Here is a 16,499-nt window from a genome sequence, read left to right on the forward strand (position 1 = left end):
TTTTGTGTTATTACATAACATTGCTTTTTATTTCTGTTCATAAAAATCTTTTTTGACACCTTTCAAAAGCTTTAAGATTTCTTTATAAAAACAGATAATTAACATTCCAGCGATGTTTGTCACCATCATAATCATAAGATTGCCGATGATGAGACTCAGAAAATTCCCAAAAAACATGAGGCCAATTCCGATATAAAAGCCTGGGTGAAGCAGCTTATCGTCGTCTTCTTTTTCTTCTTCCTGAATGTTTATTCTGTTTTGTAACGCAGCATCATTTTTAATAAACTCATTAATAGTTGTTCCATAGATGTCGCTTAAGTTTAAAAGTTGTTGGATATCAGGGTAGCTCTGATTATCTTCCCATTTATGTATGTGCTGTACCGATACACTCAGCTGCTCAGCAACCTCTTCTTCTGACATTTTTTGTTCTTCTCTTAATTTTTGCAATTGCTTTCCTAACCTCAACTCATTCACCTCTATAACTGTGGCAGCTTGTAAACAAAATTTGTTTGCACTACGTTTTCTCGTTTTCTACAATTCTAACATATTGTGGTAAAAAAGAAAGAAACAGTAATGAGACGTATAAACCATAAAACGATACCCCTAAAAAATAGTGAGAATTCTCATGTGTAAAAAATGAAAGAATGCACTTTTATCTTCAGCCTTTTAGTGTTTATACTAAATAGTGGATTGTAAGAACGTAGAAATAAAAAAGGAGGCAAAATAACGATGGAAATGCTGCTTATTTATCTATTTGTTATCGCTCTTATCGGATTCATTATTTGGAGAAAAATGAAAAAGAAAAATAAGCCCATTAAAAAGAATGGACTTGGTATATTAGCACCTATTTTCTTTATAGTCATTGCATTTTCTCTTAGTCTAAGTCAGATGATGCACATACCGGGCCAATCATTTCACTTACCACCCTACTGGGAAATGATGATTGCTGGTGTATTAGGTGTGATATTCGGGCTCATTATGCTTAGCCAAACGGACTATGAAGTAAGAGAAGATGGCTTTATTTATTCAAAGCCAAACAAAAATTTCAAATATGTAATTATCGCCATTATTTTTATAAGAATGGCTTTGAGCCAGTACTTCAAAGGCTTAGATTCCATAGACTTCGCGGTCTTAACGATGACATTAGCTTTTATATATATTGTCATTTGGAGAGTTGGCAGCTATTTAAAATTCCGTAAATTAAATGGTGATAATTACAGTGTAAATGCTGGATAATCATCAATATGACTAGTCCTTCTTCCTGTTTGGAAAGAAGGATTTTTTGTCATAGTGAGTAAAAGTCTCGCGTGTTGTGTAAGACAACCTATATATTGTATAATGCAATATGTGTTTTTTATAACAGAAGTCTATCTATAAAAACAGATTATAGGAAAACTGTACCTAATCACCAGCTGTTTGATTTACAGGTATATAATGAAAGGAATCGTCACATGACATTTATCAATTCTGTAACAGGCCAAGTCGATGCGTCAGAACTAGGGCTAACACTAATCCATGAACATATGCGCGTTCGTTCTGAATCTGTTCACGCACAGTTTCCTCATTTATATGATGAGAAACAAGAAATCGCTAAAGCAGTCGAACAAGTAAATCGGGCGAAGAAACTTGGAGTTAAAACAATCTGTGATCCTACGGTGATGGAACAAGGACGCGATATTCGTTTTATTGAGCGAATTGCCCGTGAAACAGACACTCAAATCATCGCAGCCACAGGAATTTATACGTATAACTACATTCCTACCCACTTTCAAACTCGGAGCATTGACTATATGGCAGACCTGTTTGTTCGAGACATTGAAGTCGGCATTCAAAACACATCGATTAAAGCAGGCTTTTTAAAATGCGCTACGGATGCACCTGGCGTAACGGCTGATGTAGAAAAAGTAATGCGCGCTGTCGCACGAGCTCATAAAAAAACGGGCGTGCCAATTATGACTCATTCACATCCTGCAAGCGGCACAGGCTTAAAGCAGCTGGACATCTTACTCAATGAAGGCGCTAATCCAAATCAAATTCTGATTGGACATACGGGAGATACGGATAACCTTGAGTATATTTCAAACATATTAAGTCAAGGTGCCTTTATCGGTATGGACCGCTACGGCCTGACAAGAGAATGTTCAACTGAAAATAGAAATGAAACGGTCATTGAATTGGCTAAACAAGGCTATTCAAACCGCATGTTTCTCTCACAAGACTACTGCTGTACAATGGACTGGTTTCCAGAAGGCGTGATTGAAGAACGTTTTCCAAAATGGTCGATGAGCTTTGTATTAGAAGAAGTCGTGCCTGAGTTAAAAAGAAAAGGCGTAACGGAACAGCAGATTCAGCATATGCTTTTTGACAACGCCCGCTGCTGGTTTGAAGGAAAGTAATTAAAATATTATAAAAACCCCCACTGTGCAAGCTTACAGTGGGGGTTTTCCGCGTATTATTCTACTTTACGTTAACCTGTTTTTCTTAATAATTTCTGCTTTTCTTGGCTCTTTTTTATCATAAAGTGGGCACCCGACAGGCATAATCCAACGGCGATTCCGATCGTCAAGTTTGTAAACACCGTTAATGAAAATGTCGTGAGTAAAACCACTGAATGAAACGATTTTTCTTTTATCACCTTTGCAAACTGTTCTTTTTTACTGATATTCCATGCTACGACCATTAAAACTGGCGCAAGACTGGCAAGCGCAACGTATGAAGCATACGGCGCTAGCACTAACAGCACGATTAACACAAAGATAGCATGCGTCATTCCTGCAATTGGAGATGAAGCGCCGTTTTTAATATTGGTAACGGTTCTTGCAATCTCTCCTGCTGCAGGAATACCTGAAAACATCGGCGTTACCATGTTTACGATTCCCTGGCCAATCAGTTCTTTTTTGCTGCTGTGCTTTGACTTTGTCATTTCATCCGCAACGCGAGCTGTCAGCAAAGACTGTAACCCTACAAGTACAGCAATTACAAACGCAGAAGGTAAAAGAGTTACCACCCTCTCCACTGTTATATCTGGAAACGCTGGCGCCGGGAAATGACGAGGTATCTCTCCGTAAATCGAACCAATCGTTTCAAACTGATTTGCAAAGAAAAAAGATGCTAATCCCGTTGATACAATAATTCCAAGTAAATAGGACATTCCCAGCGACTTAGGCGAAAAGTAAAGAACAATTAAAATCGTAGCTAAGCACAATCCTGCTGTAGCGATACTATAGATGTTGATGAAGTGTAAATTACCAAAAATCTCTTTTATATTCAAATGAAAAAACTGAAATTTGTCAATCGCGTGCAGCCCAAGGAAGTTTGGTATCTGCCCGCTAAAGATAATCAGCGCAATCCCTGACTGAAATCCAACAATAATAGATGACGGAAAATACTTGATTAAAGCTCCTACTTTGCATAGCGCAAAGATAATGAGGAGAATCCCTGACATAAAGCCGGCAATTAATAAGTTTTCATAGCCATATTGCAACACAATTCCTAATAAAACAGGAACAAACGCACCCGTAGGTCCAGCGATTTGAAACCTACATCCACCTAAAATAGCAATTAACAATCCCGCTACAATCGTCGTATAAAGTCCTGTAACAGGCGATATTCCAGAAGCTATCGCAAATCCTAACCCTAAAGGTATAGCTATAATGCCAACAACAATACCCGATAGTATATCTTTCTTCAAGTGCTGCAAGGAGTAATTTCGAAAAACCTCTAGATTCATAAGTGTACATCAGCCTCCATTTTAAGTAGTGAGGTTACCCATTCGTATTTTCGTCATACAACCTTATTGAGCTTTCTCAAAATAAGGTGGGCTACTCGATTACTTCTATTTTAAAGGAGACAACTTACAAAAAAATAAAGAGGAAATTAGAAGTTTCTTAGACAGTTATTAAAATTTTCTTAAAAATTCTTACTTTTTATTCTTTTAGTTATTTTTTAGATAAAATGCGGTTCTTTGTTGTAAATAAAGCAAGATAACTAGACCCTATAGTAACGATAGAATGAATGGATGTGGACAGGCTGTGTTTAAAAATCTTTAAGTTTAAGTAGACGACACGCCTACCTCCATTCGTTTAACTATATTCGAATTCATAGGAAGCTCGGTTACATAAGGCCAATTAATTACAAACGTGAACACTAAAAGACAGAGGCTTTGAATCATAATTCAAAGCCTCTGTTTTTACTAATAAGATATATAATACCAATTCTTTTGTATCTTTTCTATTTCATCAAACTTCATACCAAAATCGCCCGATGAAGGTTTACGGTTTTTTGGGTCATACACAAAACCTGAGAAATGCCCGAATAGTCCACTGCTTGTAAAGAAAAGTACGGAGATTGCCTTTCCTTTGGTTTCTACTGCAACATCATCTCGACCTCTGGACACACTCGCATACTCTTTCGGTAGATCAACAAGCGATGAGTTGTCGGGTTCATTGGAGAAAGGAATGAGCGATGGGTAGTCGACTCCATCGGCTTTCAAGACACCACTTTGTATGTTAGCTGCCACTTCTTCTCTTTTCTGTTGATGGAGTTTAAAGTTTATTTCTAAATTAAGCTGCTCAAACGGAATGAAGAACCACAGCACAACGGTTATCACTTGAATAGCCAGTGGTAGCCACTTTCTACTACTAAAGAGATAAATCAATGTCCACAGCGTTAGTAATAAAAAGAAAGGAAGGACAAATATATATGGACTTACGTATTTCCCTATACGATCATCTAAATCCCATTGAAACAGGGACAATAAAAAAATGAACAAACTGCTACATAACGATAAAAGCAAAGTTAAATGACGTTTCACATATTTCCCTCTCTCTGAAATAATTCTTTTTAACCTTCACTCTTTATCATTCATTATTTACTATAGTTCTGTGAATCCGCTTTAAGAATTCTCTTATTATTCTAGAAAGCCCATTATTGGCGTTATAAAAATACCCAAAAGAATAAGTTTTATAGTGCGGAGGAGCAAAGTTAACGACTACATATTGATCACTTCTAGATAAACCAGCATCTGTTTTAAATGCGTAGTCAAATCCTATATTTATTGCCGTATTATTTTCCAATGTATGACGAATTGTATCTACATTATTGGTAGTAAACAAGATATCACATGGCAGTGAACTAAAACCTTTCATAAATTCCTGAATATACTTGTCGTTATATAAAACAATTGGCTGGTTAATTAACATCTCTTCAGTAATGAGTGTTTGTTTGGCTAATGGCGACTTCTTATTTACTGCAGCTACCATATGACCATCTAATAACTTCTTAAATACCAAGTTCCGATACTTTTTTTCTTCTTTTTCTGTATAAGTAATAAACCCTACATCTACTTCCCCATCTAGAACTTTATCTATAATGTACTCGGTGCTATTTTCATAGACAGAAGCCTTTATGTTCGGATATTCTCTTTTAATTTCTGTTATTAAGTGAACGAGAATCTCCATTGGTCCTGGGTAGGTTGCAATCTTTATTTCACCATTCATTGTATTTGTATACGCTTCTGCTTCATCCATAAATTCTTGAATTTTCAATAAAGCAGCGCTGGCCTTTTCAATTAACCTATGACCTTCTTCAGTTGGAATAGATCCTCTTCTGGAACGATGAAAAATCATTATATTTAGTTCTTTCTCTAAATTTTTTATAGATTGGCTTAATGCAGGTAACGTAATATGCAGGTTACCAGCTGCTTCTTTTAGTGAACCCGTTTTATCTATTTCCACTATATGTTTTAATTGTTCAATATTCATAATGCCCTCTTTTTCTTTTAGTTAAGTATTACTTAACAATCGTTAACATTAACTAAATTTACCATAAGTATATCTGGTTGTATACTGATAGATATAGTAAAAGAAATGACACAAGGAGATGGAGTATATGAAGGCGCTAAGATGGCATAATCAAAAAGATATTCGTCTTGAAGAAATAAATGAACCAGTTGTACAGGCTGGTCAGGTAAAAATGAAAGTTAAATGGTGTGGAATTTGCGGTAGTGATTTGCATGAATACTTAGGTGGTCCCATCTTTATTCCAGTTGATAAACCGCACCCTCTCACTAATGAGGTGGCTCCAGTGACGCTTGGACATGAATTCTCAGGTGAAGTAGTAGAGGTTGGAGAAGGTGTAACCCATTATAAAGTTGGTGATCGTGTGGTTGTTGAGCCAATCTTTGCTACACACGGACACCAAGGTGCTTATAACCTAGATGAACAAATGGGATTCTTAGGTTTAGCCGGAGGCGGTGGCGGTCTTAGTGAATATGTCGCAGTAGACGAAGAACTTTTATTCAAACTTCCAGATGATTTATCTTATGAACAAGGTGCTCTAGTAGAACCAGCGGCAGTAGCTCTTTATGCAGTACGTTCAAGTAAAGTGAAAGCCGGAGACAAAGTTGCTGTATTTGGATGTGGACCAATTGGACTTCTTGTCATTGAAGCGTTGAAAGCAGCAGGCGCAACTGATATTTATGCAGTTGAATTATCTCCAGAAAGACAAGCGAAAGCAGAAGAATTAGGAGCAATCATCATTAATCCTGCTGAAGTTGAAGATACGGTAGCCGAAATTGCTAGATTAACTGACGGTGGCGTAGATGTATCATTTGAAGTAACAGGCGTACCTATTGTATTACGTCAAGCCATCCAATCTACGGGAATTGGCGGAGAAACGATTATCGTTAGCATATGGGAAAAAGGAGCAGAAATTCTACCGAATGATATTGTAATTAAAGAACGAACTGTTAAAGGAATCATTGGCTATCGTAACGTGTTTCCAGCAGTATTGTCTCTTATGCAAAAAGGCTACTTCTCAGCCGAAAAGTTAGTAACGAAAAAGATCGCTCTAGACGATGTAATTGAAGAAGGGTTTGAAAGCCTGATTAAAGAAAAAAGCCAAGTTAAAATTTTGGTTAAATCAGAACAGCAATAAGAATCATCCACAATGAGGATTTCTCTAAGCCACTAATAGCAATTAGTGGCTTTTTAGCTTTTTAATGGGGTTCAGCCGAGATACGTGTGAAATTTCACCAACATAGTTTGACTGTTTAGAAGAATTAACGAGTAAACTACATAACGATGCCCATTGATTTAATTACATTTGAATCCATGAGACGCTTGGTTACATGAATCCCATGGACTACAAAAAGTTGCCTAGTTTAGCGTTGACGTATCAATAGGTTAATTGATGAGGATCATACAGATATAAAATACACATGTCCGCCCTTTTTAACCACCGTAGTAATACTTTAAAAAGTTTAAAATGGATAACAGAATAATCAAAATAACCAAAACTCCTCCTATTAATATCCTTCTTCCTTCTTTTGGGGATGTCTTTTGTTTTTCATGGGCATACAAAACCAGTTTTCGAAAGGCAATGTGAAGTAAAATAACGAAGGCAAACAAACCAATTTTCACAAGAATAAACAGATTATCACATCCATTTCAACAAACTAAAGATCTAAGAGACATTCGGCAAGCAACTTAGCTATGAAACTTTTTATTCTCTTTATTCTTTTGATACTCTACAAAAAAGGATACTGGAACTGCCCCAATACCTATACCTATGGAAATAAACAGCGCCTGGTTCAGCTGAAAACTCGGATTTGCCGCTACCTTACTATAAATGATAAAACACACAAAGCTTAAAAAGCCTATAGCTGAAGGAATGAGCGCGTGCTTGTACCATTTCATTGTATTAGCCTCCCCTCTTTTTCACCCCGCCTAGCTTGATAGTCGCCGCATACGATTTATTTGTCAGCAATTAAGAGATGCACCGATTAATAGCACAATCCTGTTTAGGTAAAATGACTTCCCGCTATAGCGCTGGCTAAAAGAACGATTACGGCTAGCCCTCTTATCATATAGGTTTGGCTTTCACTCAAAGGTTTCCCCTTTCTTTCACTTATAACAGGGTAAAAATAAAAAAGGTAAAAAGATAAAAGAAAACCCATACCCGCTGTCACAGCTATGATCATTTCCAAATTATCACATCTCCTTTTTCTTCCTTTTCCTTCTTTTCTTCTTATTAAACAAGTTTAGCCAAATAGTCAGCAGCGCCTCCCTAGAACATACGAGTCCTCTTGAAATCATACAAAAATAAAAAAGGCAGGATTTCTCCTGCCTTTTTGCATATGTAATTCCTCTTTACTATGTCAACTCAGCGCTTTTAGCGAGCATAAAAGCAGAGATACTAAACAAAACAATCAATAAAGAAGCGGCATGTAACAGTAAAAAAAGAAATTTTTGACCGCCTTTAATGAAGAGCGAATAAATCATTCCTAGGATTGTTACTAAGATTAAAAGTGCTGCTGCTATTTTAATTACTATAGCAAAGAAAGCTCCTGCAAATACAATCGATGGAATAAAAGACGCTACAATAATGATATACAAAATCAGTGTAGCAATAAAAGCGGTTTTTGATACGTTTGAAGCCCGTTTAAACAAATTCCCCATATAATCTCCTTTCACATTTTAAAACTGCATCTTTTACTATAATACATGTGCTTAGAGGACACAATTAACTTTTTAAAAGTGCTCATCACTTAAGCTTTATCGCCAATGATATCCGTTATATTTTTGAGATCTTGTTTGCTTAGTTTATCAAATGTTGTGGCTATTTTTTTGTTTGAATTATTTATTGATAAATAGGCTTGCGGAACGCTTTGTAGTCTTTACTTCAAAATCAATTCATACTAAAATTCTCTCTTTTGGTAGATAGACAGCCCAATAAAGTAAGAAGTAATATACATCACCACTCCAAAGAAAGTATATAAAATAGGAACATGCAAAGAAGAAGCGATCGGTAAGCTTGATGCCGCTACTATCTCTACTAAATAGCCAACTGCTCCCTGTAAAGCAATGGCAACGAAAAGGCCACCCATTCCCCCTCCAAGTACAATGCCGTCAGATTTCTCTGCTCCGAATACGTAAAGAAGCGGATAAGCAAGTGCACCAGCAAAAAGTACGATAAATGTACCAAACGAAACGATATTTACTATATCCTCTACTGCACTTTTGGAAATGATCGAATACATAGAAAAAACCGCATAAGATAGGATGGTTCCGCTGACGACAATTAAAAAGTAAAAAACATAGTGACTTTGCACCACATTTTTTCGGCTAATCGGAAGAGTGAGCACGTATTTGTCATAGCCGGTTTTGCTTTCTAGTTTAATCACTTCAAGCGCTGGCATTGCCATTAATAAAATAATTAACATCGCTATAATACGGTAAAATGAAGGGTCCGCAAAATAAAAGATGACCGCCGAAATAACTATGGCTAGCGCTGTGTACGTCAAAAAGCTTCGGTGAATGAGGTAGTAATTCGTTAACAATAGACCTCTCATTTACGGTTCACTCCTCGTTAAAAGCACACTGAGTTTTTCCATCGACATCGGTTCCGTTACCGTTTCTTCAGGCAGCTGATGCTTATCTGATACGAGTACATGGACAGATTTATCATACGTTCTTTTTGCCACTACTACATCTTCTTGAAGTAAGTTCACCTGTTCTTCATTCATAACGGCAATTGCATACTCCTGAAAAACTTTCTCTTTTTCTTCATTTAATAGAACCCCACCGTTTTTAATCACAACAAGATGGCTCGCGATTTTTTCGACGTCGCTCATAATGTGCGACGAAAGCAAAATTCCGCTGTTGCCGCCGCTGACAAAAGCTTTTAACTCATCTAATATTTGCTCTCTAGACGAAGGATCAAGTCCTCCTGTCGCTTCATCTAACAGCAATAATTTAGCACCGTGAGACAGCGCTACCGCTAGAGATAATTTCATCGACATGCCTCGTGAAAACGTATGTATTTTTTTATCTTCCGGCAGTGAAAAAGAACGAACTAGTCGGTAAAAATCAGCTTCTTCCCAGGAATGAAATAGTTTTTTAAAAACGTTGTTTAGCTGTTTTATCGTTAAAGAAACGGGCAGATTAATCGCGTCAAACACGACTCCAATATCTTCTTTAATCGTCGCATCTTTATTTAAATTGTCTTCACCAAATATTTCGACCGTACCGCTATCTCTCGAAACCAGTCCTAACACTGCTTTAAACGTCGTCGATTTCCCCGCTCCATTATCACCAATAAATCCTACAATCGATCCAGGAGGAACATGAAAGGAAACATCTTTTAAAACCACATTTTGACCAAACGATTTTGCCATGTTTCTAACTTCTAAAAGATTTGTCATATGCTCACTTCACTTTCTCTATTAGTAGTTAGTGTAATCTAATCGCTATGATGATTCGTAATATCACCTTTTATTTACAAAAATGACTATTCATTACCAATTATAGCTAGTAAACTACAAAAAGTCGATGACAACATCAAGGTTTGCTGCCCATTCGTTTGGTTTTTATGACCGTAATATGTATGACAACATCTGCCTGTACTATTCTCACCTTACATTTTTACCTAAATCACAAATAAAAAAAGGATCTCCCATAAAAGATCCTTTTCCTTCACTATAACTGATGACGCTGCTTTTTTTCTTTTTCACTTAATACGTAGTCTGTTGTAAAGCCAAGAATAAGTCCAACTGCTACCGGTATTAAACCGCCTTTTGCTTCCATTTGAAAATTTTCCGGTTCATTTACATAAATCCACTGAACGGAAAGCAACGAAATATGAAAGGTGTTGCCAATAAAAAATAAAATTGCTATGGTGCCAATTGTTACGCCGAATGAAAGAATATATTTTTTCACCGTACCCCCTCCTTTCAATAAAAGGCTGCTCCTAGCAGAGCAACCTTTTAATTTATTCATTTTGCTTCAAGCACTGCCTTTTCTTGAAAAACCTTCTTTAATACAAGAGACTGAAAAATCATAAACAAACTGCCTGTCATCCAGTATAAAACGAGGCCAGACGGTGAAAATATCCCAAATGAAAGCACCATGACAGGCGAAAGAATTTGAGATAACACTGCTTGCGATCCATTCATTCCTGCTACATCCTTTTGCATAACTCTCCCCTGTAAATACGTAGCCACTGCCGCCACTATTGGAAGAATAAAGTACGGATCCGCATGTCCTAAGTCAAGCCATAAAAAAGATGATGCGCTAATTTCATCTATTCGTCTAATCGCGTAGTACACAATTGAAAAGACGGGAAGCTGGACAAGTAAAGGAAGGCAGCCCATAAGAGGATTGGCTCCATTTTCTTTAAGCAGTTCCATCATTTCACGCTGATATTGCTGCTGACTCTCAGGATCTTTATTTTTGTACTTCTCTTTTAGCAGTTGAAGCTGAGGCTGTATACGTTTATTGCTCAGCTGATTTTTATATTGAAGAATGTTTAAAGGCGCCAACAGCATACGTACGCCAACCGTCACAAGCATAATCGAAAAACCAACACTTTGATGAAGCCACGTATTTCCTATAAACAAAATGAGCAGTGAAAAAGGATAAATAAAATAGTGATCCAAAAAGTGAGTGTGCGAACTTTGAATCACGTTTGCTGAATCACAGCCGGCAAGCAGAAAAATGGAAACAGCAATAAAGAAAAGCTTCTTTTTATGTTTTAACATTTATATTCCTCCAGTATTTTTTTAGTTAAACGAAAAAAATACTGGCGAATGCGGACCTTCATCATCTTGTTCACCTATTGCTTCTTGTCTGTGAACAGAATGTATAAATTTAAATTTATGATACACGCAGCATATGAGATTCTGAGCGCGTAACAGATTTACGTTTTGTATGAGATACATGTCTTTTTGCTGCAGGCAAACATGCTTATGTATTGTTTGAAAGGTAGCTAGTTTAATAGCCGCGTGTACAAAAAAGGCCGTCATAATCGCAAATGACACATACAGAAAAGCATCCGGTATAAACAATTCCATTTATTCACATCCTTATGGATTATTATATCATATTTTCCTTAATTTAGGTTAATTGATTTTATGGCGCAGAATCTGCTATCTCAGTAAATATACTCTACAAAGCTGGTTTTCTTATAGGAAAGTCAAAAGCTGCGTTGCTTTTGCACATACCTTCATACGTTTGATGAAACAACGAATAGAACATATACTGGGACACATATAATTCTAAAAATTTCTACTTTTATTAGGAAAAAGGATATTATTCCTTTTTATGGTATAATCAAAAAATATAATTCATAAGGAGTGAAACCATTGGAAACTAATACAAAACCTCAAGTAAACACCAACTCTATTGTTTCTCTAACTCTAGGTATCGTATCTATTTTCATTCCAATCATTGGGTTTATTACAGGGATTATTGGAATTATCTTCTACAAAAAAGCATCTAATCAAATAGCTGCTACGAATCAAAGCGGTAAAGGACTCGCGATTGCCGGTCTGATTTGCAGTATAGTAGGCATGATTTCTCAGCTACTCTTTATATTAGGAATTATTACGTTTATGTTTGGAGGAACAACGGTTGACTATGAATAAAACAGGTCAATTAAAAATGTAAGAAAATCGGGATTTAGATAGGGTTATTGAAATTTCTATATGAAAGAATAAAAGCTTGATTTTCGACTATCCGAAAATCAAGCTCTTGAAATTTAAACGTTCTGACTCATTGTTACTACGTCTATAGCTTTTAATGTAAATTGCAAAGGAGAATGAAAAATTAAATCTATCGTTGAATCTAGAATAAAAGAAATCATAATTGTTCTACTTACTTTACTACTAGTAATCTCTGTGTTGATTAACTGTTATAGCTATTTTAATAGTACAGAAATAAAAACTTTGACCTCAAAATGTTATGATAACGGCGGAGAAGCCATAGTAGAAATACATAATTCAATTATTAATGATTATTCTTTTGAATGTAAATAAATGAGTTAAAAAACAGCTGGTTACTTAACAAGCTTACTTAAAAGAGGGCTAACGTTTTAGCCCTCTTCTATACGTTAAAATATAGCTGTATTAAGTCAATAACAAAGGTGTTATTTATGAAACATGTCATATTAGGTATCTGCGTCTTTGTATATGCAGTACTATTAGAATATCTAAAATATAATTATGGCCTCAACCTTATAGGAAAGTTGCTAATCCTGTCCGTTTTAACTGGAGTTACGTATAAAATTATTGAGAAAATATATGAGAATCGAGCAACTAGACCAAAGAATGAGAGGTAATTTTAAGCAAACTTACTATTTTGATTATTTGTGCGGCATGCTTAATAAAGAAGTATCTATAAAAAGAAAAGTGTTTAAGCCAGTACATGTATTTGTTACGTACTTGTAGACTCCTTTTTCAAGCAGCTTCTAAGGGTGTTACTAAAAGAAGTTCCTTCGTTTATCTATAGCGTCTATAAAAAAGATTTGGATAATTGACTTAGTTTGCTATTTAAAATATAACTTAACTTTCAGCTGTTTCCCCCCATTAACTCTTGTTCTTTTATGTCACGACGCACACGAAAACCATTTAATAGTAAGAAAGCGTTTATATAGGAGCAAATTGTTACATTAGAAGAGTATAATACACCATATGGAAATTAAATGAGTCTTTAGACACCTATATGTGGTATATTATTAATCGTTGAAAAAATATATATAAATATTCGGGGGAAGTAAAATTTGAATAACTTATTAGCAAAGAAAGACTTAACAGCCGAGCAACTAGCAATGGTTCAATCAGAAATGAATAAAAAAGGTAAATCAAAAGGAATTGCTTATGCTTTATGGTTCTTTCTAGGTGGCCTGGGCGGACACCGTTACTATTCAGGAAACATTGGAATGGCAATTGCAATGACTTTAACACTTGGTGGATTAGGTATCTGGGCTTTCATTGACGTATTTATGATTGGTGGAGCAATTGAAAAGAAAAACGAAGAGATTGAATTTGAAGCTATTCAATTAGTGAAAACGCTAAATAACTAATTAGAGGCGCACTAGCTCTCTTTTTTTAATAGATCAATATATTTAAATTGAGTTCATGTAAATATAATAACAAAGTAAACACCACAAAGAACAAACGGCAGCTGCAGTTTGTTCTTTTTATATGCTATTAAGGCAATTCATCATTAAAAATCCTCTGCCACGGCTCCGCTGTTTGCGTACGTGTAAGTAAACTGTAAGAGTTCTTGCCCATATTGATTCATGCTCAATTTCATTGTTGTACTTCTTATGTACGTGCTACGAGAAAAGATAGCCGGTAAAGACAATAAACCCTGTAACGAGGATTAGTACACCGCTAATTACCACTGTTAGAATACTTCTTAGAGCCGATGTCCAATTGTTTATTCCAAAAAATCCTGCGATGCTGATGAAAAATAGAATAATTGCTAAACATAAATTTATATTCAATAATGAAGGGTGATTAAAAGCGATGAAAAAGAAAACCACACACATTAACGCACATATAAATGACCAAATGTTGATAATTCGTGCCACTATAACTAACCTCCCTTATCTATAAAATAAACCATATTACCTTTTAAATCTCAGTAATTATAATACCTTTTCTTCTTTTACTACATCCGATACTGTCATAGCTGTCTTAAAAAAAGAGCTATACTATACGCTATGGATTCTACCATAATACGGTAGTTTATACTAAACCGTTAACTACCTTATATAAAAACTCACCATAGATTTCATAGGAGTTTCATCATTTTGTAATTAATTGGATAATAAGGTATATTGTTATAAATGGTAATAATTTCATAAACCGAAAGCGAGGATACATATGGGCCTGTTACTAATTGCGGTTATTATCACGCTATCCATCATTTTAGATTACTTTATTTTTGACTATGAAGATAAGCACTGGGGCTGGTTGAAGAAAGCTTCTACACCCTTTAGAAGAAGTGTTATTGGCTGTTACTTGCTTATGTCGTTTGTTATTTATTTTGGTTTGAGTCTTCCGTATATTAAGCCTTTTTTATAAATATTAGTCTGCCTAAACTGGTTAGCCTATAACTCTTATCTAAAGGTTACAGGCTAACCCACTCATTTCACCACCACTACAAATTGTTTGTCTTCAAATTTGAACATTTCCCCTAATTCATAGATATACTTCTTTTTGTCTAATTTATAATACTTTCCAAAATACAGCGTTTTCAAGTTAATACTTATATCTAGACTTGAATCTTTTTCTTCCGCTTCACCTCCGTCTAAGCAAGAGTATAATTCAATGTAACAGCCCTCTATAAGGTGTTCTTCAATATAAGTAAATAACTCTCTTATCGATTTAGGATGTGTATCACAAGATAATTCATAGATATATGGCAAGGTGAATACGTGCTTGATGTCGCTATACCCGTCGGTTAAACGATTAACACTAATACCGTACGCATCTTCTTCTTTTTCATAGATTGTAATTATCTTTTCTTTCTTTGAATTTCGATTAAAGGAAGAAACTTCGGATAAAGGCACCAACGTTTCTTTTGTGCCAAAACTTCCTGTAGGCAATTCATAAGGAGATCCTATATAGTGATGTACAGTCATATTCGTCACTTCTCTTTGCTTATGTAAAATACTATTATTCTATCACTCTTATTAAGATTACATACAAATACAAGGAAAATATGTATAATAAAACCAGGAGGTGACAGCATGAAGAAACTACTGCCTTTTCTATTTTTAGCCGCTCTCTATTTGTATGACTCTTCATACAATCATACTGCTTTTTTACATAAACCGGTTGTTTCGGCGTTTTTATATGTAGGTGCTATTTTTGCCTGTTCGCTACTGCTTGTAAATGTAAAAAAAGAGCGTGCTGTTTAAATAAGGAGATTACTATGAGCTATAAAATTGTATTCTTTGACGTAGATGGAACTCTTACTCATCACGAAAACGGGACTATTTCCACCAAAACTCGAGAGATTGTAAAAAGTTTAAAGCACAAAGGATTAAAAATCGTAGCCGCTACCGGAAGGCCTTTATCTCTCTGTGAAGAAATTAGAGAATTAGGTATAGATACGCTTATTACCGCAAACGGCGCGTTTACTGTACATAATGAAGAAGTCATCCATAAGCTTTCCATGGATAAGGACGTTGCGCGTGAAGTCTTTGAATACGCAGCCTCCCAAAATCACGGCCTTTCATTTTACACAAAAGAGCTCAGCATGAACGGTGTCAAAGATGACAACATTTTAAAAGCACTAAAGGAAACATTATCGCTCAGTGGTTATCCTCAAATGAATGAGCGTATTTATGATGAAGACATTTATTTAATGTGCTTGTATGCCAATGAGGAAACCGCCGAGCAGTATGCACAGCGATTTCCTCAGTTACTATTTAAAAGATGGCACCCTTTTATCGTAAGTGTGCTTCAAGAAGAAATTACAAAATCGGTAGCTATCCTGAAGGTCTTAGACTATTTTAACATCCATCAATCCGAGGCTATTGCATTCGGAGACGGAGAAAATGATATTGATATGATAGAGTTAGCCGGCCTTGGAATTGCGATGGGTAACAGCTCTGATAAATTGAAAAGCGTCGCAGATTTTGTCACGAAGAAATCGAGTGAAGACGGGATTGAGTTTGCCCTTAAAAAATTTAAAGTCCTATAGAAA

20 protein-coding genes are annotated in these 16,499 nt (G+C 35.7%); 8 read left to right on the plus strand and 12 right to left on the minus strand.

The window, feature by feature from the left end; translation table 11 throughout:
- Positions 1–27: 27 nt before the first annotated feature.
- Positions 28–474 (minus strand): helix-turn-helix domain-containing protein, encoded by a 447-nt coding sequence (locus NST66_RS16355; protein WP_328153125.1) that lies wholly within the window; start codon positions 472–474, stop codon positions 28–30.
- A 255-nt stretch (positions 475–729) separates the two neighbouring features.
- Here NST66_RS16355 and NST66_RS16360 point away from each other — a divergent pair, with 255 nt between their 5' ends.
- Together NST66_RS16360 and NST66_RS16365 are read left to right on the plus strand one after the other, a co-directional pair.
- Positions 730–1,236, plus strand: a complete 507-nt coding sequence (locus NST66_RS16360) for a CcdC protein domain-containing protein (RefSeq protein WP_034268453.1) — start codon at positions 730–732, stop codon at positions 1,234–1,236.
- A gap of 215 nt (positions 1,237–1,451) precedes the next feature.
- Complete coding sequence (locus NST66_RS16365; RefSeq protein WP_340843522.1) at positions 1,452–2,396, plus strand: phosphotriesterase family protein; 945 nt, start codon at positions 1,452–1,454, stop codon at positions 2,394–2,396.
- Between the two features lie 71 nt (positions 2,397–2,467).
- Here NST66_RS16365 and NST66_RS16370 read toward each other — a convergent pair whose 3' ends face one another.
- The 3 genes from NST66_RS16370 to NST66_RS16380 form a co-directional block, all read right to left on the minus strand.
- On the minus strand, positions 2,468–3,730 hold the full coding sequence (locus tag NST66_RS16370; RefSeq protein WP_340843523.1) for a SulP family inorganic anion transporter: 1,263 nt from the start codon (positions 3,728–3,730) through the stop codon (positions 2,468–2,470).
- A gap of 462 nt (positions 3,731–4,192) precedes the next feature.
- A complete protein-coding gene (locus tag NST66_RS16375) occupies positions 4,193–4,813 on the minus strand; it encodes a hypothetical protein (protein ID WP_340843524.1) in 621 nt (206 codons plus the stop codon).
- A 46-nt stretch (positions 4,814–4,859) separates the two neighbouring features.
- Positions 4,860–5,762, minus strand: a complete 903-nt coding sequence (locus tag NST66_RS16380) for a LysR family transcriptional regulator (RefSeq protein ID WP_340843525.1) — start codon at positions 5,760–5,762, stop codon at positions 4,860–4,862.
- A 127-nt stretch (positions 5,763–5,889) separates the two neighbouring features.
- Between NST66_RS16380 and NST66_RS16385 the strand changes: the two genes are divergently transcribed.
- Positions 5,890–6,936, plus strand: a complete 1,047-nt coding sequence (locus NST66_RS16385; RefSeq protein ID WP_340843526.1) for a 2,3-butanediol dehydrogenase — start codon at positions 5,890–5,892, stop codon at positions 6,934–6,936.
- A gap of 551 nt (positions 6,937–7,487) precedes the next feature.
- Here the strand turns inward: NST66_RS16385 and NST66_RS16390 are convergent.
- From NST66_RS16390 to NST66_RS16420, 7 genes are all read right to left on the minus strand, one after another.
- The gene (locus NST66_RS16390) at positions 7,488–7,697 is read right to left on the minus strand and encodes a hypothetical protein (protein WP_340843527.1); all 210 of its coding nucleotides are present in this window, start codon (positions 7,695–7,697) and stop codon (positions 7,488–7,490) included.
- A gap of 456 nt (positions 7,698–8,153) precedes the next feature.
- Entirely contained in the window at positions 8,154–8,459 is a 306-nt protein-coding gene (locus NST66_RS16395; RefSeq protein WP_071272560.1) for a hypothetical protein, read from the minus strand.
- 239 nt (positions 8,460–8,698) lie between these two features.
- Positions 8,699–9,352 (minus strand): ABC-2 transporter permease, encoded by a 654-nt coding sequence (locus NST66_RS16400; protein ID WP_340843528.1) that lies wholly within the window; start codon positions 9,350–9,352, stop codon positions 8,699–8,701.
- Positions 9,353–10,204, minus strand: a complete 852-nt coding sequence (locus tag NST66_RS16405; RefSeq protein WP_340843529.1) for an ABC transporter ATP-binding protein — start codon at positions 10,202–10,204, stop codon at positions 9,353–9,355. It abuts the gene before it with no gap.
- A gap of 274 nt (positions 10,205–10,478) precedes the next feature.
- Positions 10,479–10,718 carry a hypothetical protein gene (locus tag NST66_RS16410; RefSeq protein WP_088567536.1) on the minus strand — a complete coding sequence of 80 codons (240 nt, stop codon included), beginning with the start codon at positions 10,716–10,718 and terminating at the stop codon, positions 10,479–10,481.
- A 56-nt stretch (positions 10,719–10,774) separates the two neighbouring features.
- A complete protein-coding gene (yidC, locus tag NST66_RS16415) occupies positions 10,775–11,539 on the minus strand; it encodes a membrane protein insertase YidC (RefSeq protein ID WP_340843531.1) in 765 nt (254 codons plus the stop codon).
- A 21-nt stretch (positions 11,540–11,560) separates the two neighbouring features.
- Positions 11,561–11,851, minus strand: a complete 291-nt coding sequence (locus NST66_RS16420) for a hypothetical protein (protein ID WP_154991956.1) — start codon at positions 11,849–11,851, stop codon at positions 11,561–11,563.
- Positions 11,852–12,142: 291 nt separating this feature from the next.
- On the opposite strand from NST66_RS16420, the gene NST66_RS16425 reads away from it, so the two are divergent.
- The 3 genes from NST66_RS16425 to NST66_RS16435 all read left to right on the plus strand — a co-directional run bounded on the left by NST66_RS16425 (position 12,143) and on the right by NST66_RS16435 (position 14,869).
- Entirely contained in the window at positions 12,143–12,424 is a 282-nt protein-coding gene (locus NST66_RS16425) for a DUF4190 domain-containing protein (RefSeq protein ID WP_033580207.1), read from the plus strand.
- A gap of 1,133 nt (positions 12,425–13,557) precedes the next feature.
- The gene (locus NST66_RS16430; RefSeq protein ID WP_080963371.1) at positions 13,558–13,860 is read left to right on the plus strand and encodes a TM2 domain-containing protein; all 303 of its coding nucleotides are present in this window, start codon (positions 13,558–13,560) and stop codon (positions 13,858–13,860) included.
- Positions 13,861–14,668: 808 nt separating this feature from the next.
- Positions 14,669–14,869 (plus strand): hypothetical protein, encoded by a 201-nt coding sequence (locus NST66_RS16435; RefSeq protein ID WP_099331191.1) that lies wholly within the window; start codon positions 14,669–14,671, stop codon positions 14,867–14,869.
- A 62-nt stretch (positions 14,870–14,931) separates the two neighbouring features.
- On the opposite strand, the gene NST66_RS16440 is transcribed toward NST66_RS16435, so the two are convergent.
- On the minus strand, positions 14,932–15,429 hold the full coding sequence (locus NST66_RS16440; protein WP_340843532.1) for a hypothetical protein: 498 nt from the start codon (positions 15,427–15,429) through the stop codon (positions 14,932–14,934).
- A gap of 108 nt (positions 15,430–15,537) precedes the next feature.
- Here NST66_RS16440 and NST66_RS16445 point away from each other — a divergent pair, with 108 nt between their 5' ends.
- Both NST66_RS16445 and NST66_RS16450 read left to right on the plus strand, forming a co-directional pair.
- On the plus strand, positions 15,538–15,708 hold the full coding sequence (locus NST66_RS16445) for a hypothetical protein (protein ID WP_167387326.1): 171 nt from the start codon (positions 15,538–15,540) through the stop codon (positions 15,706–15,708).
- 14 nt (positions 15,709–15,722) lie between these two features.
- Positions 15,723–16,496: a Cof-type HAD-IIB family hydrolase gene (locus NST66_RS16450; protein ID WP_340843533.1), complete on the plus strand. Its 774-nt coding sequence runs from the start codon at positions 15,723–15,725 to the stop codon at positions 16,494–16,496.
- Positions 16,497–16,499 lie beyond the last annotated feature (3 nt).

This window comes from Priestia sp. FSL W8-0524, from assembly GCF_038005965.1.
GTDB classification, from domain to species: Bacteria; Bacillota; Bacilli; order Bacillales; family Bacillaceae_H; genus Priestia; species Priestia zanthoxyli.

Excerpts from the sequence above, each read along its gene's own strand:
- NST66_RS16380 (WP_340843525.1), bottom strand. The coding sequence starts at position 5,762 with ATGAATATTGAACAATTAAAACATATAGTGGAAATAGATAAAACGGGT.
- NST66_RS16365 (WP_340843522.1), top strand. The coding sequence starts at position 1,452 with ATGACATTTATCAATTCTGTAACAGGCCAAGTCGATGCGTCAGAACTA.
- NST66_RS16385 (WP_340843526.1), top strand. The coding sequence starts at position 5,890 with ATGAAGGCGCTAAGATGGCATAATCAAAAAGATATTCGTCTTGAAGAA.
- NST66_RS16420 (WP_154991956.1), bottom strand. The coding sequence starts at position 11,851 with ATGGAATTGTTTATACCGGATGCTTTTCTGTATGTGTCATTTGCGATT.
- NST66_RS16360 (WP_034268453.1), top strand. The coding sequence starts at position 730 with ATGGAAATGCTGCTTATTTATCTATTTGTTATCGCTCTTATCGGATTC.
- NST66_RS16450 (WP_340843533.1), top strand. The coding sequence starts at position 15,723 with ATGAGCTATAAAATTGTATTCTTTGACGTAGATGGAACTCTTACTCAT.
- NST66_RS16370 (WP_340843523.1), bottom strand. The coding sequence starts at position 3,730 with ATGAATCTAGAGGTTTTTCGAAATTACTCCTTGCAGCACTTGAAGAAA.
- NST66_RS16435 (WP_099331191.1), top strand. The coding sequence starts at position 14,669 with ATGGGCCTGTTACTAATTGCGGTTATTATCACGCTATCCATCATTTTA.
- NST66_RS16445 (WP_167387326.1), top strand. The coding sequence starts at position 15,538 with ATGAAGAAACTACTGCCTTTTCTATTTTTAGCCGCTCTCTATTTGTAT.
- NST66_RS16390 (WP_340843527.1), bottom strand. The coding sequence starts at position 7,697 with ATGAAATGGTACAAGCACGCGCTCATTCCTTCAGCTATAGGCTTTTTA.
- NST66_RS16400 (WP_340843528.1), bottom strand. The coding sequence starts at position 9,352 with ATGAGAGGTCTATTGTTAACGAATTACTACCTCATTCACCGAAGCTTT.
- NST66_RS16395 (WP_071272560.1), bottom strand. The coding sequence starts at position 8,459 with ATGGGGAATTTGTTTAAACGGGCTTCAAACGTATCAAAAACCGCTTTT.
- NST66_RS16405 (WP_340843529.1), bottom strand. The coding sequence starts at position 10,204 with ATGACAAATCTTTTAGAAGTTAGAAACATGGCAAAATCGTTTGGTCAA.
- NST66_RS16440 (WP_340843532.1), bottom strand. The coding sequence starts at position 15,429 with ATGACTGTACATCACTATATAGGATCTCCTTATGAATTGCCTACAGGA.
- yidC (WP_340843531.1), bottom strand. The coding sequence starts at position 11,539 with ATGTTAAAACATAAAAAGAAGCTTTTCTTTATTGCTGTTTCCATTTTT.